Origin of the sequence: Nocardia neocaledoniensis (genome assembly GCF_003182135.1) — a bacterium.
Lineage (GTDB): Bacteria > Actinomycetota > Actinomycetes > Mycobacteriales > Mycobacteriaceae > Nocardia > Nocardia neocaledoniensis.
The window spans coordinates 53,440-76,512 of record NZ_QGTL01000007.1; the positions used below are offsets into that span (position 1 = coordinate 53,440).

24 protein-coding genes are annotated in these 23,073 nt (G+C 68.3%); 16 read left to right on the top strand and 8 right to left on the bottom strand.

The features are described 5' to 3' along the window. Positions 1-54 precede the first annotated feature (54 nt). Positions 55-1,203, top strand: coding sequence for a GTP-binding protein (locus DFR69_RS19480; RefSeq protein WP_110039035.1), 1,149 nt, complete (start codon positions 55-57; stop codon positions 1,201-1,203). Between the two features lie 105 nt (positions 1,204-1,308). On the opposite strand, the gene DFR69_RS19485 is transcribed toward DFR69_RS19480, so the two are convergent. After that, positions 1,309-2,454 (bottom strand): epoxide hydrolase family protein, encoded by a 1,146-nt coding sequence (locus tag DFR69_RS19485; protein WP_110039036.1) that lies wholly within the window; start codon positions 2,452-2,454, stop codon positions 1,309-1,311. Between the two features lie 90 nt (positions 2,455-2,544). Here DFR69_RS19485 and DFR69_RS19490 point away from each other — a divergent pair, with 90 nt between their 5' ends. The 5 genes from DFR69_RS19490 to DFR69_RS19510 all read left to right on the top strand — a co-directional run bounded on the left by DFR69_RS19490 (position 2,545) and on the right by DFR69_RS19510 (position 6,392). Further along, a complete protein-coding gene (locus tag DFR69_RS19490) occupies positions 2,545-3,192 on the top strand; it encodes a TetR/AcrR family transcriptional regulator (RefSeq protein WP_110039037.1) in 648 nt (215 codons plus the stop codon). A 50-nt stretch (positions 3,193-3,242) separates the two neighbouring features. Continuing rightward, positions 3,243-3,653 (top strand): VOC family protein, encoded by a 411-nt coding sequence (locus tag DFR69_RS19495; RefSeq protein ID WP_110039038.1) that lies wholly within the window; start codon positions 3,243-3,245, stop codon positions 3,651-3,653. A 57-nt stretch (positions 3,654-3,710) separates the two neighbouring features. Next, entirely contained in the window at positions 3,711-4,517 is an 807-nt protein-coding gene (locus DFR69_RS19500; protein WP_110039039.1) for an ABC transporter permease, read from the top strand. 92 nt (positions 4,518-4,609) lie between these two features. Next, the gene (locus tag DFR69_RS19505) at positions 4,610-5,356 is read left to right on the top strand and encodes an ABC transporter ATP-binding protein (protein WP_110039040.1); all 747 of its coding nucleotides are present in this window, start codon (positions 4,610-4,612) and stop codon (positions 5,354-5,356) included. Between the two features lie 40 nt (positions 5,357-5,396). Beyond that, positions 5,397-6,392, top strand: coding sequence for an ABC transporter substrate-binding protein (locus tag DFR69_RS19510; RefSeq protein WP_110039041.1), 996 nt, complete (start codon positions 5,397-5,399; stop codon positions 6,390-6,392). A gap of 1 nt (position 6,393) precedes the next feature. On the opposite strand, the gene DFR69_RS19515 is transcribed toward DFR69_RS19510, so the two are convergent. Further along, entirely contained in the window at positions 6,394-7,614 is a 1,221-nt protein-coding gene (locus DFR69_RS19515) for a KasA/KasB family beta-ketoacyl-ACP synthase (protein ID WP_373867000.1), read from the bottom strand. Between the two features lie 97 nt (positions 7,615-7,711). Here DFR69_RS19515 and DFR69_RS19520 point away from each other — a divergent pair, with 97 nt between their 5' ends. The 5 genes from DFR69_RS19520 to DFR69_RS19540 all read left to right on the top strand — a co-directional run bounded on the left by DFR69_RS19520 (position 7,712) and on the right by DFR69_RS19540 (position 11,256). After that, entirely contained in the window at positions 7,712-8,275 is a 564-nt protein-coding gene (locus DFR69_RS19520) for a TetR family transcriptional regulator (protein WP_110039043.1), read from the top strand. Between the two features lie 111 nt (positions 8,276-8,386). Continuing rightward, positions 8,387-9,907: an MFS transporter gene (locus tag DFR69_RS19525; protein WP_110039317.1), complete on the top strand. Its 1,521-nt coding sequence runs from the start codon at positions 8,387-8,389 to the stop codon at positions 9,905-9,907. A 69-nt stretch (positions 9,908-9,976) separates the two neighbouring features. Beyond that, the gene (locus DFR69_RS19530; protein WP_110039044.1) at positions 9,977-10,408 is read left to right on the top strand and encodes an SRPBCC domain-containing protein; all 432 of its coding nucleotides are present in this window, start codon (positions 9,977-9,979) and stop codon (positions 10,406-10,408) included. Beyond that, on the top strand, positions 10,398-10,727 hold the full coding sequence (locus DFR69_RS19535) for an ArsR/SmtB family transcription factor (RefSeq protein WP_110039045.1): 330 nt from the start codon (positions 10,398-10,400) through the stop codon (positions 10,725-10,727). The genes DFR69_RS19530 and DFR69_RS19535 overlap by 11 nt, the downstream gene beginning before the upstream one ends. A 16-nt stretch (positions 10,728-10,743) precedes the next feature. Continuing rightward, positions 10,744-11,256, top strand: a complete 513-nt coding sequence (locus tag DFR69_RS19540) for an SRPBCC family protein (RefSeq protein WP_110039046.1) — start codon at positions 10,744-10,746, stop codon at positions 11,254-11,256. Here the strand turns inward: DFR69_RS19540 and DFR69_RS19545 are convergent, their stop codons facing one another. Next, positions 11,257-12,051 carry a thioesterase family protein gene (locus DFR69_RS19545; RefSeq protein WP_110039047.1) on the bottom strand — a complete coding sequence of 265 codons (795 nt, stop codon included), beginning with the start codon at positions 12,049-12,051 and terminating at the stop codon, positions 11,257-11,259. A gap of 75 nt (positions 12,052-12,126) precedes the next feature. On the opposite strand from DFR69_RS19545, the gene DFR69_RS19550 reads away from it, so the two are divergent. The 5 genes from DFR69_RS19550 to DFR69_RS34105 all read left to right on the top strand — a co-directional run bounded on the left by DFR69_RS19550 (position 12,127) and on the right by DFR69_RS34105 (position 15,524). After that, on the top strand, positions 12,127-12,816 hold the full coding sequence (locus DFR69_RS19550; RefSeq protein ID WP_110039048.1) for a hypothetical protein: 690 nt from the start codon (positions 12,127-12,129) through the stop codon (positions 12,814-12,816). 199 nt (positions 12,817-13,015) lie between these two features. Beyond that, positions 13,016-13,339, top strand: a complete 324-nt coding sequence (locus DFR69_RS19555) for a WXG100 family type VII secretion target (protein WP_110039049.1) — start codon at positions 13,016-13,018, stop codon at positions 13,337-13,339. Beyond that, positions 13,336-13,638, top strand: a complete 303-nt coding sequence (locus DFR69_RS19560) for a WXG100 family type VII secretion target (protein ID WP_146229365.1) — start codon at positions 13,336-13,338, stop codon at positions 13,636-13,638. Before DFR69_RS19555 ends, DFR69_RS19560 begins: the two co-directional genes overlap by 4 nt. A 32-nt stretch (positions 13,639-13,670) precedes the next feature. Further along, positions 13,671-14,993 (top strand): hypothetical protein, encoded by a 1,323-nt coding sequence (locus DFR69_RS34100; protein WP_146229366.1) that lies wholly within the window; start codon positions 13,671-13,673, stop codon positions 14,991-14,993. Positions 14,994-15,005: 12 nt separating this feature from the next. Continuing rightward, positions 15,006-15,524, top strand: a complete 519-nt coding sequence (locus tag DFR69_RS34105; RefSeq protein ID WP_146229367.1) for a hypothetical protein — start codon at positions 15,006-15,008, stop codon at positions 15,522-15,524. Positions 15,525-15,601: 77 nt separating this feature from the next. Here the strand turns inward: DFR69_RS34105 and thiC are convergent, their stop codons facing one another. From thiC to DFR69_RS19585, 5 genes are all read right to left on the bottom strand, one after another. Beyond that, positions 15,602-17,224, bottom strand: coding sequence for a phosphomethylpyrimidine synthase ThiC (gene thiC, locus DFR69_RS19565; RefSeq protein ID WP_110039051.1), 1,623 nt, complete (start codon positions 17,222-17,224; stop codon positions 15,602-15,604). Positions 17,225-17,419: 195 nt separating this feature from the next. Then, entirely contained in the window at positions 17,420-19,684 is a 2,265-nt protein-coding gene (locus DFR69_RS19570; protein ID WP_110039052.1) for an MMPL family transporter, read from the bottom strand. Between the two features lie 130 nt (positions 19,685-19,814). After that, positions 19,815-20,999: a fumarylacetoacetase gene (gene fahA, locus DFR69_RS19575; protein WP_208644019.1), complete on the bottom strand. Its 1,185-nt coding sequence runs from the start codon at positions 20,997-20,999 to the stop codon at positions 19,815-19,817. Next, complete coding sequence (locus DFR69_RS19580; protein WP_110039053.1) at positions 20,996-22,198, bottom strand: homogentisate 1,2-dioxygenase; 1,203 nt, start codon at positions 22,196-22,198, stop codon at positions 20,996-20,998. The genes fahA and DFR69_RS19580 overlap by 4 nt, the downstream gene beginning before the upstream one ends. Before the next feature lie 65 nt (positions 22,199-22,263). Further along, positions 22,264-23,073 carry an exodeoxyribonuclease III gene (locus DFR69_RS19585; RefSeq protein ID WP_110039054.1) on the bottom strand — a complete coding sequence of 270 codons (810 nt, stop codon included), beginning with the start codon at positions 23,071-23,073 and terminating at the stop codon, positions 22,264-22,266.

Sequence of the window (23,073 nt, forward strand, 5' to 3'; positions counted from 1 at the left end):
CCGATTTCGAGACCCCGCCCGCTACAAGCAAATGAAAACCATTATCATTAACTCGTGACCAACTCCGACGCCCTCGCGAACCTGCCCGTCACCGTGCTGTCCGGCTTCCTCGGCGCGGGCAAGACCACGCTGCTCAACCACATCCTCGCCAACCGGGACGGCCGCCGGGTCGCGGTGATCGTCAACGACATGAGCGAGGTGAACATCGACGCGGCGCTGGTCGCGGGGCAGGGCCACCTGGACCGCACCGAGGAGAAACTCGTCGAGCTCACCAACGGGTGCATCTGCTGCACCCTGCGCGAGGACCTGATCGAGGCGGTCGCACGGCTGGCCCGCGACGGCCGGTTCGACCAGCTGGTGATCGAGTCCACCGGGATCTCCGAGCCGATGCCGGTGGCCGCGACCTTCGACTGGGAGTTCGAGGACGGCTTCCGGCTCGGCGACATCGCCCGCCTCGACACCATGGTGACCGTCGTCGACGCCTCGACCTTCCTGGCCGAGCTGGTCAAGGGCCAGGCACTGGCCGAGCGGGAACTCGAAGCGGGCGAGGGGGATTCGCGCACCATCGCCGACCTGCTGGTCGACCAGGTGGAATTCGCCGACGTGCTGCTGATCAACAAGACCGACCTGGTGAGCGCCAATGCCGCGGCCACCGTGGAGGCCACGATCCGCAGGCTCAATCCCCGCGCCCACATCCTGCGTACCGAACGCGGCGTCGTCGACCTGGGCGAGGTGCTCGGTACCGGTCGCTACAACCCGGTGGTGGCCGCCGAGGCGGAGGGTTGGGCCGAGGAGCTGGCGGGCGGGCACACGCCCGAGACCGAGGAGTACGGGATCAGCGGCCTCACCTACACCGCCGACCGGCCGTTCCATCCCGAGCGGCTCGGTGACGCGCTGGCGACGCTGCGGGGAATGTTGCGCAGCAAGGGCTTCTGCTGGATCGCGAGTCGGCCGGAGCTGGCCGCGATCTGGTCGCAGGCCGGGCCGAATCTGACCTTCGAGCCGGGCGCGTGGTGGTCGTCGCTCGATGTGCCCGCCGGGCAGGAGATCGTGTTCATCGGCGTGCGCCTCGACGCGGCCGCGGTGCGCCGAGAACTCGACGCCGCGCTGCTCACCGACGCCGAGTTCGCCGCGGGTCCGGCCGGGTGGGTGACCTACGCCGATCCCTTCCCCGCCTGGGGTGACCTGCACGAACACCACTGATTGCCCCCTTTGGTGCGCGTATCACCCTGCGCTGGTGCATGATTCGAAAGGGCCGCGACCCACGCGCCGATGAGGGGAGCGTGGGCCGCGGCACCGAGGGCGCGGTCAGCGCAGGGTCGCGAAGAACTGGCGGATGTCGCCGACGAGCACCTCGGGCGCCTCGTGCGCGGCGTAGTGCCCGGCCGCGTCGTTCGCGCCCCCGGAGGCCGCGGCGGTGTCATAGGAATTCCAGCTGACGATATTGCTGTGGTCACGCTCGGCGAAGCGGCGGATCGACTGGAAGTCGCCGGCGAACATCGCCAGTGCGGTGGGCACCACGGTCGGCTCGGTCGGGTGCTCGGTGGTGTGCGCGTCCTCGTAGTAGAAGCGCAGCGCGGAGCCCGCGGTGCGGGTGAGCCAGTACAGCGCCACGTTCGCGACGACGAAGTGCGCGTCGAGCGACTCGCCGAACAGCTGGGAGTTCCAGCCGAGCAGGCCGACCGGCGAATCGGCGAGGGCGTAGGCCAGCGTCTGCGGCTGCTGGCTGTGCAGGGTGTTGAACGACATCTTGTTCTCGTGGAACCACTGCAGATGCTGCAGCGCGGCCATGTCGGCCGCCGACAGGTTCTCGAATTCGGCCGGGTCGCCGGAGGGGAACGAGAACAGCTGGGTGACGTGCACGCCGATCACCCGCTCGGGCGCGATCCGCCCGATCTCCGGCGAGACCATCGAGCCGCCGTCGTTGCCGATGGCGCCGTAGCGCTCGTAGCCGAGGCGCGCCATCAGTTCGGCCCAGGCGCGGGCGGTGCGGTAACGGCTCCAGCCGGTGCTGCGGGTAGGGCCGGAGAATCCGAAGCCGGGCAGCGACGGGATGACCAGGTGAAAGGCCGGGTCCTCGGCCGATTCCGGCTCGGTCAGCGGCGCGATCACGTCGAGGTATTCCAGGATCGAGCCCGGCCAGCCGTGGGTGAGGATCACCGGCGTCGCGTCTTCCCTGGACGACCGGATGTGCAGGAAGTGGATGTCCTCGCCCTCGATCTCGGTGGTGAACTGCGGGTAGGCGTTGAGCTCGGCTTCCAGTGCGCGCCAATCGAACTCCTCCAGCCAGTACTGCGCCAGCGTCCGCACCCGGCCCGCCGGAACGCCGTAGGCGTCGCCGACGCCCGGCAGTTCGTCGGGGAAGAGCGCGCCCCGCAGGCGAGCGGCCAGATCGTCGAGCTGGGCCTGCGGGATGTCGATGCGGAAGGGGGTGATGGTGGCCGTGGCGGTCATGGCGAATCCTCGTCTTCGGAGCGGAATGTTTCGTTCTGTTTCAAACATAGCAGAACGGATCATTCCGTTTCAAGTGGTAAGCTGACATGCATGCCGAACAAGACCGAAACCCCAGCTCAGCCCCGTCTGCCCGGGCGTAAGGCGCAGGCCGCGCGCAACGACGGCCTCATTCTGGAGGCCGCCCGCGCCGTCTTCCTGGACGATCCCGGCGCGCCGATCGCGGCCGTCGCGACCAAGGCGGGCGTCGGGATCAGCGCCCTCTATCGCCGCTATCCGAGCAAGGAGGTGCTGCTGCGCACGCTGTGCCACGAGGGCCTGCGCCGCTACAACGCCGAAGCCGATGCGGCACTGGAGGATTCGGACGGCTGGCGCGGATTCGTCGGCTTCCTGCAGCGGGTCGTCGAGGCCGATGTGCACTCGCTGACGGTGAAACTCGCGGGCACCTTCCCGCCCGACGAGTCGATGCTGCCGGACGTGACGCACTCCGGCGAGGTGTCCGCGGAACTGGTGCGCCGGGCGCACGCGAGCGGCCGGCTGCGATCGGATTTCGGCGCCCAGGACCTCGGACTGCTGCTGGAAGCCTGCGCCGCGGTCACCATGCCGGATCCCGCGCGCACCGCGCAGCTGCGGCAACGGGTGCTGGCCCTGCTGCTCGACGGCATGACCGCCGACGGCGAGTTACCCGGCCCACCGCCGGCCGACGGCGAATACGCGTGGCGGTGGGAATACCGGGGCTGAGCTGGCCGTTCGTGCGGCGCTGAAGCCGTCGCGGTGGCAGACTCGGACCCGTGAACTGGACCTTGGAAGTGGTGATCGTCCCGGTCTCCGACATCGACCGGGCCAAAGCGTTCTACGCCGACCAGCTCGGCTTCGCCGTCGACCACGACACCGTGCTCTCCGACGACGTCCGCATCGTGCAGCTCACCCCGCCGGGGTCGGGCTGTTCGATCGTCATCGGCAAGGGCGCGGTGCCCGAGATGCCGCCCGGCTCGCTGAAGGGACTGCAGCTGGTGGTGCCCGACATCGAACGGGCGCACGCGGAACTGGCGGCCCGCGGCGTCGAGGTCTCCGAGGTGCGCGAGATGGGCGTGAACCCGCGGCCCACCCCGCATCCGCTCGACAATGTCGGCTTCGTGTTCTTCAGCGATCCCGACGGCAACGAGTGGGCGGTGCAGCAGATCTCGAGCCGGGCCGAGTAAGCCTCGAGCTGATTCGAACCCTGTCGGCGGGCGCGGCCGGGCGGGCACCATGCACGCATGCTGTTGGCGAAACCCACCGAAACCGACGCGCGACGGACCCCGCTGTACCGTCGCGCGGGGTTCCTGCGTGCGATCTCGCCCCTCGTGCTGCTGCTCGTCTGGCAGATCGGCAGCACCAGCGGCTGGATTCCGGCCAAGAAGCTGCCCGCCCCGTCGGCGGTGCTCGACGCGGGCCTGGAGACCTACCGGTCCGGGCAGCTCACCGACGCCCTGCTGGTCTCCGGGCAGCGCGCGCTGTACGGCTTCGTGCTCGGCGCGGTGCTCGCGCTCGCGCTCGGCGTGCTCGCCGGGCTGAGCCGGATCGGGGAATACGCGGTCGACCCGCCGTTGCAGATGATCCGCACGATTCCGCTGTTCGGGCTGATCCCGCTGTTCATCATCTGGTTCGGGATCGGCGAGGAACCCAAGATCTACCTCATCGCGCTCGGCGTGTTCTTCCCGCTGTACCTCAACACCTACTCCGGCATCCGCCAGCTCGACCCCAAACTGCTCGAACTCAGCGAGGCGCTGCACCTCGGCCTGGCCGAGCGGCTGCGGCTGCTGATCCTGCCGGGCGCGCTGCCGCAGATCCTGGTCGGCGCGCGGCAGAGTCTCGGCATCGCGTGGCTCTCGCTGATCGTGGCCGAACAGATCAACGCCAGTGCTGGTCTGGGCTTCGTGGTCAACAACGCGCGCGAGTTCCTGCGCACCGACATCGTGGTGTTCGGGCTGGTCATCTACAGCCTGCTCGGCCTGCTCACCGACTCCATCGTGCGCGTGCTCGAGCGCCGCGCACTGCGCTGGCGCCCCGCCGCCCTGCGCTGACACCCACCCGTACCGACTCCGTCGACCCGGGGCACACCCCGCCCCGTGCTCGACCGCACAGCCATCCGCCGTCCGATCGTGAGGTCCACACCATGACCGCTGCCACCGTCACCACCCAGCCCGGCGCCGAGCGCCTGGCCGCTGCCCGGGTCACCGGTCTGCGCAAGAGTTTCGGCGAACGCGCAGTGCTCGACGGGATCGATCTCGAGATCGGCGCGGGCGAGATCGTCGCCCTGGTCGGGCGCAGCGGATCGGGCAAGTCCACGCTGCTGCGCATCCTCGGGGGGCTCGACACCGCCACGCGCGGTGAGGTTTCCGTCGACGGCAGGCCGACGATCGTCTTCCAGGAGCCGCGCCTGATCCCGTGGCAGCCGGTGGCGCGCAATGTCGCCCTCGGCAGGCCCAAGCCGCGCGATCGCAAGGCCGACGAACGCGCCGCGCGCGAGCTGCTCACCGAGGTCGGTCTCGGTGAGCGCGCCGACGCGTGGCCGCTGACCCTCTCCGGCGGCGAGGCGCAGCGCGCGGCACTGGCCCGCGCTCTCGTCGCCGAGCCGACCTTGTTGCTGCTCGACGAGCCCTTCGGCGCGCTCGACGCGCTGACCCGCCTGAGCATGCACGAGCTGCTGCTTGGCCTGCACGCCCAGCGCGCCTTCGGCGTGCTGCTGGTGACCCACGACGTGCTCGAGGCGATCACCCTGGCCGACCGCGTGCTGGTGCTCGACGAGGGCCGCATCGCCGCCGACGTGCCCATCGATCTGCCGCGCCCGCGCGCCGCCGCCTCGGGCGAGGTCGCCGGGTACGCGACCCGGCTGCTCGCCTTGCTCGGTGTCACGCACTGAGCGCCCCGAAACCCCGCTCCATCGCACGAAAGTTGTCGCCGTGAACCGCACTCCGAAGTCCCGCCTGGCCGGGCTCGCCCTCGCCGTCGTCGCCGCGCTGTCGCTGAGCGCCTGCGGCGACGACGCGGCCACCGAGGCCGCGCCGTCGGGGCCGGTCGACCTGAGCACCGTGACGCTGAAAGTCGGTGACCAGAAGGCGATCTCGATCGAAGTCCTGATGAAGGCGTCCGGCCAGCTGGAGAACCTGCCGTACAAGATCGAGTTCTCCACCTTCACCGCGGGCCTGCCGCTGGTCGAGGCGGCCAGCGCGGGCGGCATCGACATCGCCCAGACCGGCAACACCCCGGTGATCTTCGGCGCGGCGGCCGACGCCGACGTGCGGGTGGTCGGCGCGCTGTCGGCCACCGGCAAGGGCGACGCCATCCTGGTCGGCAAGGACTCGGCGATCGGGTCGGTCGCGGCGTTGAAGGGCAAGAAGGTCGCCGTCTTCAAGGGCAGCTCAGCCAACGCGAACCTGCTGCTGCAGTTGCAGAAGGCCGGCCTGTCCCTGCGCGATGTCGAGCCCGTCTACCTCGCTCCCGCCGACGGATACGCGGCGCTGACCCGCGGCGACGTGGACGCCTGGGCCACCTGGGACCCCTACACGGCCATCGCCGAGAAGGAGATCGGCGCCAAGTCGATCGCCACCGCCGACCAGGCCGCCAACGGCTACAACTTCTGGGCCGCCGGCAACAAGGCGCTCGGCGACGCGGGCAAGTCCGCCGCCATCGCCGACTTCTTCCAGCGCTACGCCGCCGCCACCCGGTGGTCGTCGGAGAATCTCGACGTGTGGTCGACGAAGTACGCCGAGCTCACCCAGATCAGCGTCGACGCCTCCCGCACCACCTGGACCCGCTCCATCAAGGAACCGATCCCGTTGGACGCCGAGGTGATCGCCTCCGAACAGCAGATCGCCGACGCCTTCACCGAGGCCAAGGCCATCCCGGGCAAGGTCGACTTCGAGTCCTTCGTCGACACCCGTTTCGACAAGCGCTGATTCACGCCCGGCCGAACGCGAGCGCCACATTGTGCCCGCCGAAGCCGAAGGAGTTGTTGAGCGCGTAGTCGATGCGCTGGGCCCGCGCCGATCCGGCGACGACATCCAGGTCGATCGCCGGGTCGGCGTTGTCGTGGTTCAGGGTGGGCGGCACGATCTGTTCGCGCAGGCTCAGCACGGTGAGGACGGATTCCAGCGCGCCGACGGCGCCGATCGAATGGCCCAGCGCCGATTTGGGCGCGTAGACCGAGGCGCCAGGCGCCACCGCGGTGATGGCCGCGGCTTCGGAGGCGTCGCCGATCGGGGTGGAGGTGGCGTGGGCGTTCACGTGATCGATGTCGGACTCCCGAAGCCCCGCTGTGCGAACGGCTTTGCGCATCGCGCGGGCCGCGCCGACACCGGCGGGATCGGAGGCCACGATGTGGAAGGCGTCGGAGGTGATGCCGGCGCCGAGCACCCTGGCGTGGACCCGCGCGCCGCGCGCCCTGGCGTGCCGCTCGGATTCGAGCACGAGCAGGGCGCCCGCCTCACCGAAGACGAAGCCGTCGCGGTCGCGCTCGAAAGGCCTTGAGGCGCGGTCGGGTTCGTCGTTGCGGGTGCTCATCGCCCGCATCATGGCGAAGCCCGCGATCGGGACGGCGTGGATGTGACCCTCCACGCCGCCGGTCACCACCACGTCGGCCTCGCCGGTGGCGATCAGCCGCCAGGCGTGCGCGATCGCCTCCGACCCCGAGGAGCAGGCGGAGACGGGTGCGAAAACGCCTGCCTGCGCGCCGAGTTCGAGTCCGACCGTGGCGGCGGGACCGTTCGGCATGACCATCGGCACGGCCAAGGGAGACACCTTGCGGTAGCCGCCCGCGCGCATCGCGTCGACCGCGTCGATCAACGCGTCACCGCCGCCGAGGCCGGTCCCGATGGCGACCGCCAGCCGCTCCGGGTCTACCTCGGGCGCGCCCGCGGCCTGCCAGACGTGGCGGCCGAGCACGAGCGCCATGCGTTCGACGTAGGAGTGCCTGCGCTGTTCGACGCGGGTCAATTCCGTGTCCGGTGAGGTGACCAGCGGTCCGCCGATCCGCACCGGCAGGTCGTACTCGGCGAGGAATTCCGGTGCCAGCGCACGGATTCCGCTCTCGCCGCGCAGCAGTCGCGTCCAGGTCTCGTCCATGGTGTCGGCCAGGGCGGTGGTCGCCGCGTAGCCCGTCACGACGACGCCGTCAGACACCGCGCACACCGCCTCGGCCGCCGCGTGCCGGAGTTTCTGAAGCGATCGGTACAGTCATGCCGTCATGAATACCTGTAGCGATCGGTACAGTCAACCCATGGCCCGCCCCCTCGACCACCGCAAACGCGCCGAACTGCTGGCAGGCGTCGTGGCGTACATCGCCGCGCACGGCCTGGCCGAGCTGTCGTTGCGCCCGCTCGCGGCCGCGCTCGGCACCAGCTCGCGCATGCTCATCTACTACTTCGGCACCAAGGAGGAACTGCTCGTCCAGGCCCTGGCCACGCAGCGGCCCGACCTCGCCGCGGTCTTCGCCGACGTGACCGGGGCCGGGCAGCTGCGCGAGCGGCTGATCGGCTTCTTCGACCTGAACTCCATCGGCGTCGAGGCCGACAGCTCACGGGTGCTGCTGCAGGTGATCGGCGCCGCGTGCGCTCCCGATTCGCCGTACCAGGACTACGCGAACGCGGCGATCGCCACGTTCGTCGCCGAGCTCGCCGCGGCGCTGCACCGCACCGGCCTGGCCGACGACCCCGAGGTGGTGGCCACTCTGCTCGTCTCCGGGTTGCGCGGGATCCTCCAGGACCGGGTGATCACCGGCGACCGCGAACGCACGGGCCGGGCGGCGCGCACGCTCATCGACGCGGTGCTGCCCGGACGCTGACGCCGCCCGCGACGCTGCCGTCGGAACCGCGCGCGACTGGGTAGGTTGAGCAGCGGATCGAGCGCCACGGATCCGGAAACCGGCCATGACCAGGAATCGGCGGTGAGCGAGATGGTGAGCGAGACGACCGAGACCTACGGTGCGATCCGCTGGGTGATGCTCGGCGTGCTGTGCGCCAGTCTGTTGCTGGTGGCCATGGACGCCACCATCCTCAATGTCGCGCTGCCCTCGCTGATCGACGATCTCCAGGTCGGCCCGCTCGAGCAACTGTGGATCATCGACATCTACGGCCTCGTGCTCGGCGGCCTGCTCATCACCACCGGCGCACTCGGCGACCGGGTGGGTCGAAAGCTGTTGTTCCTCAGCGGTTTCGTGCTGTTCGGTGTGGCCTCGGTGATCGCGGCGACCGCCGGCAGCGCGGCCCAGCTGATCGGCGGACGCGTCCTGCTCGGCATCGGCGGCGCGATGGTGATGCCCTCGACGCTCTCGCTGATCCGCAACATCTTCACCGACGCGCGTGAGCGCACCATGGCCATCGGGATCTGGGCGGCGGTGGCCGGTGTCGGCGCGACGATCGGGCCGATCATCGGCGGATTCCTGGTCGAGCACTTCGGCTGGGCCTCGGCGTTCTGGCTCAACGTGCCGGTGGTGCTGGTGACGGTGGTGGTCGGGCTGTGGGTGCTGCCGGAATACCGCGCGCCGCAGGCGGGCGGCCTCGACTGGTTCGCGGCGGTGCTCTCGGTGGCCGGCATCGTCTGCCTGGCCTGGGGCATCAAGCATCTGGCGAAAGGTGAAGCGAGCGTGGTCGACTGGGTGATCCTGGTCGTCGGTGTCGGCGCGCTGGCCTGGTTCACCCGGCGTCAGCTCACCGCGGCCGACCCGCTGCTCGACGTGCGGCTGTTCCGCAACGGCGCGTTCACCGCGGCCGCCGTCGCGACACTGCTGGCGATGATGGCCATCGGCGCGGCGATGTTCCTGATCTCGCTGTGGCTGCAGTACGTCCACGGGTACAGCCCGTCGCAGGCCGGCGTGCGGATGCTGCCCGCCGCGCTCACCCTGCTCACCGCCTCGCTGCTGACCCCGATGCTGATGGACAAGCTCGGGGTGCGCACGGTGCTCGGCGTCGGCCTCGGCGCGGTGGCGCTGGGTTTCCTGCTGCTGGCCATGAGTCCGGAGCCGACGACGTATCCGGTGATCGCGCTGGTGCTGGTGTCGTTCGGGATCGGTGACGGCATGGCGGTGACCGCCGCGGCCGCCGTCCTCGTCGGGGCCGTGCCCGCCGATCGCGCCGGTCAGGCCGGTGCGGTGGAGGAGACCAACTACGAGGTCGGCGTCGGGTTCGGGGTGGCGCTGCTCGGCAGCCTGCACGCCCGGATCTTCAGTCAGCACATGACGGCTCTGCCCGTTCCGGCCGACAAGCTGGAGCAGGCCGCGGGCTCCGTCGGCGGCGCGGCCGAGGTGGCCACCGAGCTGCCCGAACCGGCCCGTACGCAACTCCTCGACGCGTCCGAGCACGCCTTCGACACCGCTCTCACCGCCACGTCCTACCTCTCCGCCGCGGTGGTGGCGGTGGTCGCGGTCGGTGCGGTGTGGCTGGTCCCGCGCGGTTTCCGGGTGACCGGCGGACACTGACCCTTGACGCAACCAATCGGTTGCCATACCGTGAGTTGCAACCAACTGGTTGCTATCAAAGGAGGCGTCATGGGATTCCCTGATCAGATCGTGCGCACCGTCGAGCTCGCGCACCCGCCGGCCAAGGTCTGGGCGGCGATCACCACGGCCGAGGGGCTGGCGAGCTGGTTCGGCAACACCGCCGAGATCGACCTGCGGCCCGGCGGTGACATGCGGATGACCTGGAAGGAAGGGTTCTCGGCCGACATGCGGGTGGAGCGGGTCGAGGAACCCTCGGTGTTCGGCTACACCTGGCCGATCAACGGGCTGCCCGACGAGGACCCGCGCCGCACCTATGTGGAGTTCACCCTCGAACCCGTCGGCACCGGCACCCGGCTCACGGTCGTCGAGACCGGATTCGCCCAGCTCCCCGAGGACCTGCACAAGGAGGCGTTCGAGGGCAATGTCGGCGGCTGGAAGAGCGAGCTGGGCGAGCTCGTCGAGTACCTCGATGCGGCCTGAACCGGAGGCCACCGCCGAACGGGTCTTCGTCGCGCTGGCCGATCCGAGCAGGCGGTCGGTCCTGGCCGTGCTCGCCGCGCGGGGGCCGGCCACCGCGACCGAGCTCGCCGATCGACTGCCCATCAGCAGGCAGGCGATCGCCAAACACCTCGCCCTGCTCGCCGAGGCGGGCCTGGTGATCGCGGAACCGGGCGAGCGGCGCCGGGTGCGCTACCGGCTCGATTCCGCGCCGATGCAAGTGGCACAACAATTCCTGGCTGCCCTCGCACGAGACTGGGACAGCCCTCTCGACGCGCTCCGCCGTCACCTGGACGGCTGAGCCGGAAGGAAAAGCGATGAGCGACAACGATTACACCGTGACCATCACCGTCGACAAGACGCCGGGGGAGGTGTTCGCCGCCGTCAACGACGTGCGGGCCTGGTGGTCCGAGACCATGCGAGGAAGCACCGGAACCGTCGGCGACAGTTACCTTTTCGAGGTCCCCGGTATCCATCGCTGCACGATGACCACCACCGAATCGGTGCCCGGCCGCCGCCTGGTGTGGCATGTCAGCGACTCGTGGCTCGGCTTCCTCGCCGACACGGCCGAATGGGAGGGCACCGACATCGTCTTCGACATCACCGAGACCGCCGAAGGCACCGAACTCCGGTTCACCCATGTGGGTCTGCGGCCCGCGGTCGAGTGCTACGAGGTGTGCACCAACGCCTGGGGGGCCTACATCACCACCAGTCTGCGCGGCCTGCTCACCACCGGTGTGGGTGATCCGTTCCGGCGCACCAGCACCGCCGAGTCGGAGTTGCGCAAGCACGGCAACGCCGACCTCGTCGACCTGGACGCCATCGGCTGATCAGCCGCGCGGGGCGATCAGCAGGGTCTGGGTACTGCGGCCGAGCGGGCCGGTCTCGTCGAACAGCGCCGATTCGGCGAGGCCGATGCCGTGCGGCTGCGGGTGGGTCACCGCGTCCAGGCAGACCCAGTCGCCGACCGGGTGCCGGTGCAGCGTCACCGTGAGATCGGTGTTGATGAACAGGTACTTCGACCAGTCGAGCACGGCGCTGACGCCGTTGCCGGAGTCGGCGGCGGCGAGCGTGCGCTCCAGCGGGCTGGGCGTGGTGCCCGCGACGATCGGGTACTTCAGCCGGATCCAGCAGACCGCGGGGCCGGGCGCGGCGAAGGAGCCGCTGGCGAAGCGGTATTCGATGCCGGTGTGGAAGCCGATCTTCTGGTCGGAGGGGAACACCTCCGGCTCCTGCGCGGCGGGCATGGTGCGCTCGCCGCTCGGCAGGAACTCCGGCGGGAGGTCCAGCGGCGGCTCGGCCAGCTTGAGCCGCCACGCGTTGGCCTGCATCACCGGCCCCCGCTCGGTGGACAGCGTCGCCTGGATCAGCTCGACACTGCGCCCCGACCGGACCACCTTGGCCTCGGCGGTCAGCGGCGCCAGCGGCACGGGTCCGAGGATTTCCACCGCGACACGGCCCACCTGGAACCCCTCGCGCGGCGCACATCGCTCGATGACGTGGCCGAGCAGCGCCGACGGCGGCCCGGCGTGCTGCGCGTCCGGTGACCACGGCCCCCGGGTCAGCTCGGTCGAGACGAAGCGATTCGGATCCGCCGGGTCGGGCACGTAGAAGGCATCGGTCACAGCTCGACGGTACCGCCGCTCGCCATCGAATGAACAGCACCCGGGTCGTCGCGCGCCTGGTCTACGGTCGGCACTGTGTTGTGGTTCTGCCTGCTCGTCGCCCCGCTGCTCATCTGGTCGTTGACCGCCACCACGCTGCGGGTGTGGGTGCCGGGGTTCGTGGTGCTCGCGGCGGTGGCGGCCGGTCAGTACGTGGTCGGAAGGCGCTGGGTCTTTCCCGACGGGCAGTTCACCGTGCTGGCCGCACTCACGCTGATCACGGCCGCCGTCCTGGTGTTCGGGCCCTTCCTCGAACGTGGCGAGGGCCGGAGTGCCCTGTGGCGCAGCCGAATCGGCTACAGCCTCGGGTTCGTGGCTGGCCTCATCGCGGTGAGCTGGATCGTATTGTTCGGGCCGGTGTTCTTCCTCATGGGCCGGTGGTCCTTCGTCCCCGCCTCGACCGCGCTCGATCCGCTGCCCGCCGGCCTGTCCGTGCGCGAGACCGTGGACAAGGGGTGCACGAGCCGGTCCTCCGACAGTGACTGCGCCCGACGCTTCGTACTCACCGGGACCGAGTCGCCCGACAGCCTCGCCGCTCTGCTCCGCGGTCACCTCACGGACACGCGAGCGTGCGCGTTCGAACGGAGAGAAGCCCAGGGTCGCGAATACTGGTGGGGCACTTGTCCGATAGCGGGTTGGCCCCTCGACCGCCACGAGACCACCGCCGCCATCTCCGCCGGACGCGACGCCGTGACCCTGGATCTCGCCTACCTCGACGACTGGTGATCGCGCCGCCGGAGCTGTTTGGAGCCTGCGGTCGGACTGCTTTCCGGTCTCCTGATTCCTGAACTCCCAGCGCGGTGTCTTCCCAGACGTGTCGAAGTTGCGAAGCGATGAGATCGGTGCGGGTGCAGTAGACTCGTGATGGAGTATGGTAACGGAAAGCGGATATTGAGCGTATGGCCGCAGATTCTCGGGGGGAAAGATGGCAAGTGGTATCGATGCAGCCGGGGCTCTCGGCATCATTCCAGATGACGTACAGAGCTTTGGGCGCGAAGCCTATCGTATCGCTGAGGAGTTGCGTTCGGCGTCATCGAGCCTCGACACCGAAGTGCAGGGCTTGATGTCGACCTGGAAAGGCGCGGCAGCAGACTCTTACTTGACTGGGTGGGACGAAATGCATCGAGGTGCCTTGGACGTATGGGACACCCTCTTCGTGCTGGCGGAAAAACTCGGAATCACCGCTGAAAACTTCCGCATATCGGATGGCGACCACGCCGCCGTGATCTCGTTGCTGGATCTGCCGTGAGTACTTCAGAAGATGGGTTCGCGGTCGATCTTGAGCACTTAGATGCGGTTACCGCGAGAATGCGTGGACTAAAAGGCTTTGTCGTGGATCAACTCGCCGCACTCGACGCGAAGGCCAAGGCGGTAATGCCCGCCTGGAGCGGTGAGGCTGCGACCGCCTATCAAACCGCGCACGCCGAGTGGGCCGATGGCGCAACAGATGTTCAGGATGGACTTGTGGTCATGGAGAAAGCGGCGCAATCTGCGCACTCCAACTACAGCACGGCGATGGCCGCGAACCTCAAAAGGCTCGGTTTGTAGCGAGCTGCTGCGATATTTCGAGGGAATTTCATATGGACCTCACTTTCGGAGCTTACTACTCCGTCGGAAACGCATGTTTCGGCCTCGCGGACGACCTGCACACTGCATTTAACACCGAAACCGGAAAGCTGAATAACTGTGACGGCATGGCTGGGGTGGATGAAGAAGGGAAGTCGTGGGCCACTGATTACGATGCCAGAGTCGCCGAACTGCTGACCTTGGTCGCCGACCTTGGTGAAGCCGTACAGAAGCTCGGTCGTGTCGCAGTTCATTGCGGATATGAGCTGTACTTGGCTAACTATCGCAGCATAATCAATCCGACTTCTCCGCCGGCCGCCATGCCTGCGATGCCGACCGTGGAAAGGCGCTTCTATGGTGCACCGTGCAAGGCGGGCGCGGACCTACAAGGAGGGCTCCGTGACGCGGCAGACGACGTCATCGGCCTAGCCAATAAGGTCGGAATCGCAATCCCGGACGGCGACACCGACCAGCTTCAATCCGCTGCGGAGGCATGGAATCGGCTACAGCACAACTACACTGCAGAACTCGTCTCCGTCCTGACGAAGGCCGCAGACCTCATGGACACCTGCGATGCCGACGACGCTCGCGCGATCGCCGGGAAGTTGCGTGGTCTAGAGGGTGTTGTCGGCGATGTCCTTGCGGCATGCGGCGAGTTGTCTGCAATGTGCACCGAATTCAAAGATGCTCTGTGGGCACTCCGTAGGCAGATGCTATGGAGTATCCTCGAGGAGCTAGCGCTCAAGGTTGCGGAACGATTCGTTCTCACGGCCGCTACCTCATTTCTTACTTTTGGTGTTTCTGCGGTAATCGGAGCAGCTGCGATAACGGATACAGTTATCGACTATGCTCGCAAGATCGCCGACAAGGTTGCAGACTGGCGAAGATTGCGGGCGCAGGCGAAAGCCAGCCGCAAGCAAAGAGACCTCGGAGAATCCAAGCGTAAGGCAGACGAGGCGAAGAACCTGGATGACGATAGCCCGAATGGGGCCGGGAAAAACCCGAAGTCCACGAAGTCGCCAGAAGAACTCGACCGTCTCGGGCAAGATATAGGGGACGAAGTGTCGCGTATCCCCCGCGGCTCGGGGCAGCTGGATACGTTGGTTGCCAGGGTCAACGAACTGGGGCTTAGTCATGATGAAGCAGTAGCGGTGACCAAGAAGGCAACCGAAACGGGTTTGGGGGGCACAGGTGGAGTCGCCCACCTTCCCGATGGCAGTAAGATGATCCTACCTACGTATATTCAGCTGGGTAAATCATTTGTCGTCAACGCAGATGGAACGGTTGTCAAATATGAGGGCAACCTAGAGCAGTTCGTGCAGTACATACCGGCATGAAAGGGAGCGGATTTGAGTGAGAATGCAATAGTCGGTGCATTGAGTTTTGAGATTCATCAACTCATGCTGATGCGCTGTTCTGATGTTGAGAAAATGGACAAGCTGGCGGAGTTCAATGTTTCTCTGCCGGAAGCGCGACGGCTGTCGTCGCAGGTCCAGCAAAATCTCCGTCCTAGCCCGGAGCAGTTCCGCAACTTGAAAGAACTTATCGGCGGATCAAACTCGGCGGATTCTTCCATCCGATATGCCAGTCGGCTGTGGCCACAGTTTATGTTTGAAGCAGCGTCAACAAATTCCGGAATGATCGGGGACGCTCGGTATGTGCGTAGGAAAGGCGTCCCGCCAGCTGTCTTGCATCCCGCAGCCCTGGGAACATGGAGTGTCACTGTCGACGAGTTCAGCGCACTCTTCGGCCCGCTGCAGTCTGTCGATAGTTGGTACCCGAACGAAGAATACGTCTTCGAGTCAGCGGGCCGACGATATGGTGTCGGCTTCGGATGGGGTCTTTTCCTCGGGGTCGATCAGCTCTGACCGAGGAGTCGCCGCCTGGCTACCCCGGGCGGGCCGGTTCCGCTCGCGATTCTTCTCGAGTGGAACCGGCCACTTGGTCAGGAGACGACCGGGAGGTAGACCTGGTTGCCGTGGTCGGCGAATTCGGCGGACTTCTCGGCCATGCCGGCTTCGATGGCGGCTACGTCGGTGAGGCCCTGCTTCTCGGCGTATTCGCGCACGTCGGCGGAGATGCGCATGGAGCAGAACTTCGGGCCGCACATGGAGCAGAAGTGGGCGGTCTTGGCGGGCTCGGCCGGCAGGGTCTCGTCGTGGTATTCGCGGGCGGTGTCCGGGTCCAGCGAGAGCGCGAACTGGTCGTGCCAGCGGAATTCGAAACGGGCCTTGGACAATTCGTTGTCGCGGTCCTGCGCGTGCGGGTGGCCCTTGGCGAGGTCGGCGGCGTGCGCGGCGATCTTGTAGGTGATCACGCCGACCTTCACGTCATCGCGGTTGGGCAGGCCCAGATGCTCCTTGGGCGTCACGTAGCAGAGCATCGCCGTTCCGGCCTGGGCGATGATCGCGGCGCCGATGGCCGAGGTGATGTGGTCGTAGGCCGGCGCGATATCGGTGGCCAGCGGGCCGAGGGTGTAGAAGGGGGCCTCCTCGCAGAGCTCCTCCTCCAGCCGCACGTTCTCGACGATCTTGTGCATCGGCACGTGGCCTGGCCCCTCGATCATCACCTGCACGCCATAGGATTTCGCGATCTTGGTGAGCTCGCCGAGGGTGCGCAGCTCGGCGAACTGGGCCTCGTCGTTGGCATCGGCGATGGAGCCGGGACGCAGGCCGTCGCCGAGGGAGAAGGTCACGTCGTACTTCGCGAGGATCTCGCACAGCTCACGGAAGTGCGTGTACAGGAACGACTCCTGATGGTGCGCCAGACACCACGCGGCCATGATGGACCCACCGCGCGAGACGATGCCGGTGACGCGCTTGGCGGTGAGCGGGATGTAGCGCAGCAGCACGCCCGCGTGCACGGTCATGTAGTCCACGCCCTGCTCGCACTGCTCGATCACGGTGTCGCGGTACAACTCCCAGGTGAGCTTGGTGGGATCGCCGTTGACCTTCTCCAGCGCCTGATAGATCGGCACCGTGCCGATCGGCACCGGCGAATTGCGCAGGATCCACTCGCGGGTCTCGTGGATGTTCTTACCCGTCGACAGGTCCATGATGGTGTCGGCGCCCCAGCGCGAGGCCCACACCATCTTCTCCACCTCCTCGGCGATCGAGGACGAGACCGCCGAGTTGCCGATGTTGGCGTTGATCTTCACCAGGAACTTCTTGCCGATGATGGTCGGCTCGAGCTCCGGGTGGTTGTGGTTGGCCGGGATCACCGCGCGCCCGGCGGCGACCTCCTCGCGCACCAGTTCCGGCGCGACGCCCTCGCGGGCGGCGATGAAGCGCATCTCGGGGGTGATGATGCCCTGGCGAGCCCAGTGCAGCTGGGTACGCGGGCCCTCGACCCGCGGCTTGTCCCATTCGTCGCGCAGCTTCGGCAGCCCGGCCTCGAGATCGATCACCGCGTTCTCGTCGGTGTACGGGCCGGAGGTGTCGAAGACGTCGAAGTGCTCGCCGTTGGTGAGATTGATCCGGCGCACCGGAATGCGCAGACCGTCGACTTCCCTGTAGTGCTTGACGCTGCCCTCGATCGGGCCGGTGGTGACAGACGTGGCTGTGCCCATGGTGTTTCCTCCCTACGCCGGCATTACCCGGTCAGGTTCATACGGTCGACGGCCCTGATCGCCCATCGAATGGGCTAGCCGTCCTCTCAGCCCGCTGGTGCGAGCCCCCGTTGGCATGTGAAATTTTCCGTCGCCGACCCTACCCCGAGACGACGGCGGCCCGCCCGGGAAGTCCGGACGGGCCGCGCGCGTGACTCAGGCCGAGGTGGCCGCGGGCTCGGGTTTCGCCGGCTCGGCGGGCACCGGCTCGTCGGCTTCCTTCAGCCCGAACTTGTCGTGCAGCTTCACGAGCGGCTTCGGTGACCACCAGTTCCAGGTGCCCATCATCCGCATCAGCGCCGGGGCGAGCAGCCCACGGATGACGGTCGCGTCGCTGATCACCGCCAGCGCGCACCCCAGACCGAACAGCTTCATCATCGACACGCCAGAGGTCGCCACGCCGAGGAAGACGATGCTCATGAGCAGCGCCGCGGCGGTGAAGATGCGGCCGGTGCGCGCCACGCCCATGGCGACCGCCTCGGTGTTTCCCTCGGTGGTCTTGGGTCCGGCCAGCCATTCCTCGCGGATGCGCGAGAGCAGGAAGACCTCGTAGTCCATGGACGCGCCGAAGGCCAGGCTGAACATCAGGATGGGCATGGCCAGGTTGAGCGTGCCGGTGGCGGTGAAGCCGAGCAGGCCGGACAGATGCCCGTCCTGGAAGATCCACACCATCGCGCCGAACGTCGCCGCCAGCGACAGCATGTTGAGAATCAGCGCCTTCACCGGCAGCACCACGCTGCCCGTGAACAGGAACAACAGCACCAGGGTGGCGAGCGCGATCAGGGCACCGGCCAGCGGCAACTTGCCGGTGATCGCCTCGACCGAGTCCTGGTTGAGCGCGGCCGGGCCGGTGATCAGCGCCTCGGTGGGCGCGTCGACGGCGCGGATCGCGTCGAGCTGGGCGCGCCCGGCGTCGGAGTACGGATCCAGGCTGGTGGCGACCGACAGGTACGCGCCCTTGGCCGGGTCCGACATCTCCGGCACGCCGGCGGCGACCCGTAAGCCGTTGCGGTAGACGGCGGCACTGCTCAGCACGGCGGGCACATCGGGCACCTTGGACAGCTCGAGCGCGTAGGCGTGCAGGTCGGCGGGCGCGCCGCGGAACTCCGGCAGCACGACGGTCGCGCTCGCGGCCATGTCGGCGTCGAACTCGGTGCGCAGCACGTCACCGACATCGCGGCTGGCCACGCCGGTCGGCAGCGACCGGTCGTCGGGATAGCCGAACTGCACACCGAGGAACGGCGAACCGAGCAGCAACAGGAACGCCGTGGTCGCCAGGGCGATCGGCAGCGGCCGCTTCATCACGGCGGTGACCAGGCGGTACCAGAACGTCTCGCGCGGCTGCTTCTCCGCGCGCGGCGCGAGCCGGAACAGCCTGCGCAGCGGAGCGCGCAGATCGCCCGCGTCGATCCGGCCGCCGACGAGGATCAGCAGCGCGGGCAACACGATCACGGCGGCGCCCGCCGCGGCCGCGACGACGGCGATGCCCGCGTACGCGAACGACTTGAAGAAGTACTGCGGGAACACCAGCAGCGCCGACAGCGACAGGGCGACCACCAGCGCCGAGTAGACGACCGTGCGACCGGCGGTCCGGATCGAGCGGTGCACCGCAGCGGCCGGGGTGGCGCCCGCCGCCAGCTCCTCGCGATACCGGCTGACGATGAACAGGCTGTAGTCGATGGCCAGCGCCAAGCCGAGCGCGGTGGTCATGTTCAGCGCGAAGATCGACACGTCGGTGACCGCGGTGAGCACCCGCAGGATGCCGAGCGCGGCGGCGATCGCGAACAGGCCGATGGCGATGGGCAGCGCGGCCGCGACCAGGCTGCCGAACACCAGCGCGAGCAGCAGGCCGGTGATCGGGATCGCCACGGCCTCGGCGATCACCAGATCCTTGCTGATCTGGGTGTTGATGTCGGAGAACGAGGCCGCGAGGCCGCCCGGCACGATCGTCACGGGGCCGCTGTCGACCTGCAGTTCCTCGCTGAGCGCGGCCGCGCGCACGGGCAACTCGGCGTCGTCGCCCTCGATGCTGGCCATGATCAGCGCGCGCTTGCCGTCCTTGCTGCGCAGGGCCTGCTTCAGATCGGGCCGCGAGGTCCAGTACGACTGCACACCGCTGACGATGTCGGGATGGGTCCCCAGCTGGGCGATCGCGCTCTCCGCGGCCGCGCGCGCGGCCGGGGAGTCGGCGCCCTCGTCGGCGGTCACGAGCAGGACGTAGTTCGGCTCGCTGCCGGGGAAGTGCTCGCTCAAGTATTGGCTCGCGCGCACCGAGTCGAGGTCGTCGGTGACGAACCCGCCCGACTTCATGTGCGAGTGCACCGTGGCGCCGATCGCGCCACACAGGATCATCAGCAACAGGGCGACCGCGACCACCAGCCGTGGTCTGCCCACGGCGGCGCGGGCGATTCTCGTCAACATCGTCGGGGGCTCTCTCTAGGGAACGTCGAAAGTCACCGTATCCCGCACGGAATCTCGTCGATACCCCCTCGGGGCGGAGATGAGGCGAGTACCATCTCCGCCCCTGGGCGGATGCCAGGGGGCTGCGCCACTACCCGCGCGCGGGCAGGATCCGGCCGCTGACCGCGCCGAGGCCGATCGGCCGGCCCGCGGTTCCCGGCGCGGTCGCGGTGATGACGACCTCGTCGCCGTCGGCGAGGAAGGTGCGCTCCGCGTCGCCGACGGTGATGGGTTCGGCTCCACCCCAGGACAATTCGATGAAGGACCCGCGCTGGTCGCGTTCCGGGCCGGAGATCGTGCCGGAGGCGAACAGATCACCGGGACGCACCGAGGCCCCGTTGGCCGTGAGATGCGCCAGCATCTGCGCGGGCGACCAGTACATCCGCGCGTAGGGCGGCCGTGCGACGACCTCGCCGTTCCAGGCCACCGCCAGCTCGATGTCGAGCCCGTGATCCTCGGTGCCGCGCAGGTAGGGGAGCGGTTGCGGGGTTTGGGTCGGTAGTGGAATCCGGGCCGCGGCCAGCGCGTCCATCGGCGTCACCCAGGCCGAGAGCGAGGTACTGAACGACTTGCCGAGGAACGGGCCGAGCGGCTGGTACTCCCAGGCCTGGATGTCGCGGGCCGACCAGTCGTTCACCAGGGCGACGCCGAACACGTGCTCGGCGAACTCGTCGACCCCCACCGGAACGCCGAGCGGCGACCCGGCGCCCACCACGAATCCCAGCTCCGCCTCGATGTCCAGCCGCCGCGACGGCCCGAAGTCCGGTGTCCCCGAATCGGTTCGGCGCTGACCGCGCGGCCGGATCACCGGCGTCCCCGAGACGACGACCGTCCCGGCCCGCCCGTGATAACCCACCGGCAGATGTCGCCAATTCGGCAGCAGCGGTTCACTGTCCGGCCGGAAGAGGCGGCCGAGATTGGTGGCGTGATCGATGCTCGCGTAGAAGTCGACGTAATCGCCGATGCGCACCGGCAGGGCCAGCTCGACGCCGTTGATCGGGTGCACCGCGTCGATCGGCAGTTCGGCGTCGGCGAGCTCGCGCAGCCGGGCGCGGACGGTGCGCCAGCGGTCGGGTCCGGCGGCGAGGAAGGCGTTCAGGTCGGGCCGCGCGAAGATCGGATCACCCAGCAGCGCCACCAGATCGAGCACCGTGTCGCCGAGTCGCGCGCCCACCCGGAGTTCTCCGCCCGGCGGCGCGAAGACGCCGTAGGGCAGGTTCTCCGGCCCGAACAGCGAGTCCGGCGCGACCTCGACCCGCAGCAGCCGCGCGCTCATCGCAGCCCCGGCCCGCGACCCGACCAGGTCCAGGCGTAGGCCGGATCCTCGCAGGCCAGCGCGCCCTCGCCGAGCTGCAGCGGCCGGAAGGTGTCGACCATCACCGCCAGCTCGTCGAAGAACTCCGCGCCGATGCTGCGCTCGTAGGCGCCGGGTTGCGGTCCGTGCGCGTAGCCGCCGGGATGCGCCGACACCGAGCCCTGCGCGATCCCGGAACCCTTGCGCGCCTCGTAGTTTCCGCCGCAATAGAACATGATCTCGTCGGAGTCGACATTCGAGTGGTAGTACGGCACCGGGATCGACAGCGGGTGATAGTCCACCTTGCGCGGGACGAAATTGCAGATCACGAAGTTGATCGCCTCGAAGGCCTGATGCACCGGCGGCGGCTGGTGCACCCGGCCGGTGAGCGGCTCGAAATCGGCGATGTTGAAGGTGTACGGGTACAGGCAGCCGTCCCAGCCGACCACGTCGAACGGGTGCGTCGCGTAGACCATCCTGGTGCCGACCACCTCGGCGCCCGGCCGGTGCTTCACCAGCACCTCCACCTCGGTGCCCTCGGCGAGCAGCGGGCTCGCCGGCCCGTGCAGGTCGCGCTCGCAGTACGGCGAATTCTCCAGCAGCTGACCGAATTTGGAGAGGTACCGCTTCGGCGGGGTGATGTGGCTCGATGCCTCGATCACGTACGCCCGCAACGGTTCCTCGCCCGCGGGCAGCCAGCGGTGGGTGGTGGCGCGCGGCATGATCACCTGGTCGCCCTGCCGCACCGGCAGCGTGCCGAACACGCTCTCCACCACGGCCGCACCGGATTCCACATACACCAGCTCGTCGCCGATGGCGTTGCGGTACAGGGGCGACGCGCCCTTGGCGACGACGTAGGAGATCCGCACATCGGGATTGCCGAGCAGGAGCCTGCGCCCGGTCACCGGGTCGGTCGCGGCCGGGGTGTCGGCGGGGAACAGGTCGGGCAGGCGCAGATGCCGGTGGCGCAGTGGATGATTCGGGGTCAGTGTCTGGTCGGGGAGTTCCCAGACCGTCGCGTCGACGATGGCCGGTGGCATGCCGCGGTGGTAGAGCAGCGAGGAGTCGCCGGAGAACCCCTCCTCGCCCATCAGCTCCTCGTAGTAGAGGTGACCGTGCTCGTCCCGATGCTGCGTATGCCGCTTCGGGGGCACATTCCCCACCTGCCGATAGAACGCCACAAGCACACCTCCCGCTACGTCGCAGGCCGGATGGACCTGCTTCCACGGTACCGCCGACGGCGTGGTCAGTCGGTGAACTCCGCGATCACCGGGGCGTGATCGCTGGCGCCCTTGCCCTTGCGTTCCTCGCGGTCGATGGACGCGTCCTTGACCTGGTCGGCCAGCGTTGGGGAGGCCAGGATGAAGTCGATGCGCATGCCCTCCTTACGGGGGAAGCGCAGCTGGGTGTAGTCCCAGTAGGTGAAGGCGCCCGGGGTGAACGAGCGGACGACGTCACGCAGGCCGGTGTCGAGCATCGCCTGGAAGGCGGCGCGCTCGGGGCCGGAGGTGTGGGTCTTGCCCGCGAAGAACGCAGGCGACCACACGTCCTCGTCGGTGGGGGCGATGTTCCAGTCGCCGACCAGCGCGATCTTGGCGGCGGGGTCCTGCGCCAGCCAGCGGGCGGTGCTGTCGCGCAGGGTCGAGAGCCAGCTCAGCTTGTAGGCGTAGTGCGGGTCGTCGAGCGACCGGCCGTTGGGCACGTACAGGCTCCACACCCTGACCCCGCCGCAGGTGGCGCCCAGTGCCCTGGCCTCCACGACGGGCGTCTCGATCAGCGAATCGCCCGCGTTCTTGTCGAAGCCGGGCTGGTCGGGGAACCCGATCTCGACATCGGTGAGCCCCACCCTGGACACGATGGCCACGCCGTTCCACTGATTGAGGCCCACGTGGGCGACCTCGTAGCCGGCTTCGTCGAACCGCTCGTACGGGAACTGGTCGTCCCGGCACTTGGTCTCCTGCAGCGCCAGCACATCGATGTCGTGGCGGTCCAGGAAGGCGATCACCCGGTCGACGCGGGAGCGCACCGAGTTGACGTTCCAGGTGGCGAGACGCAA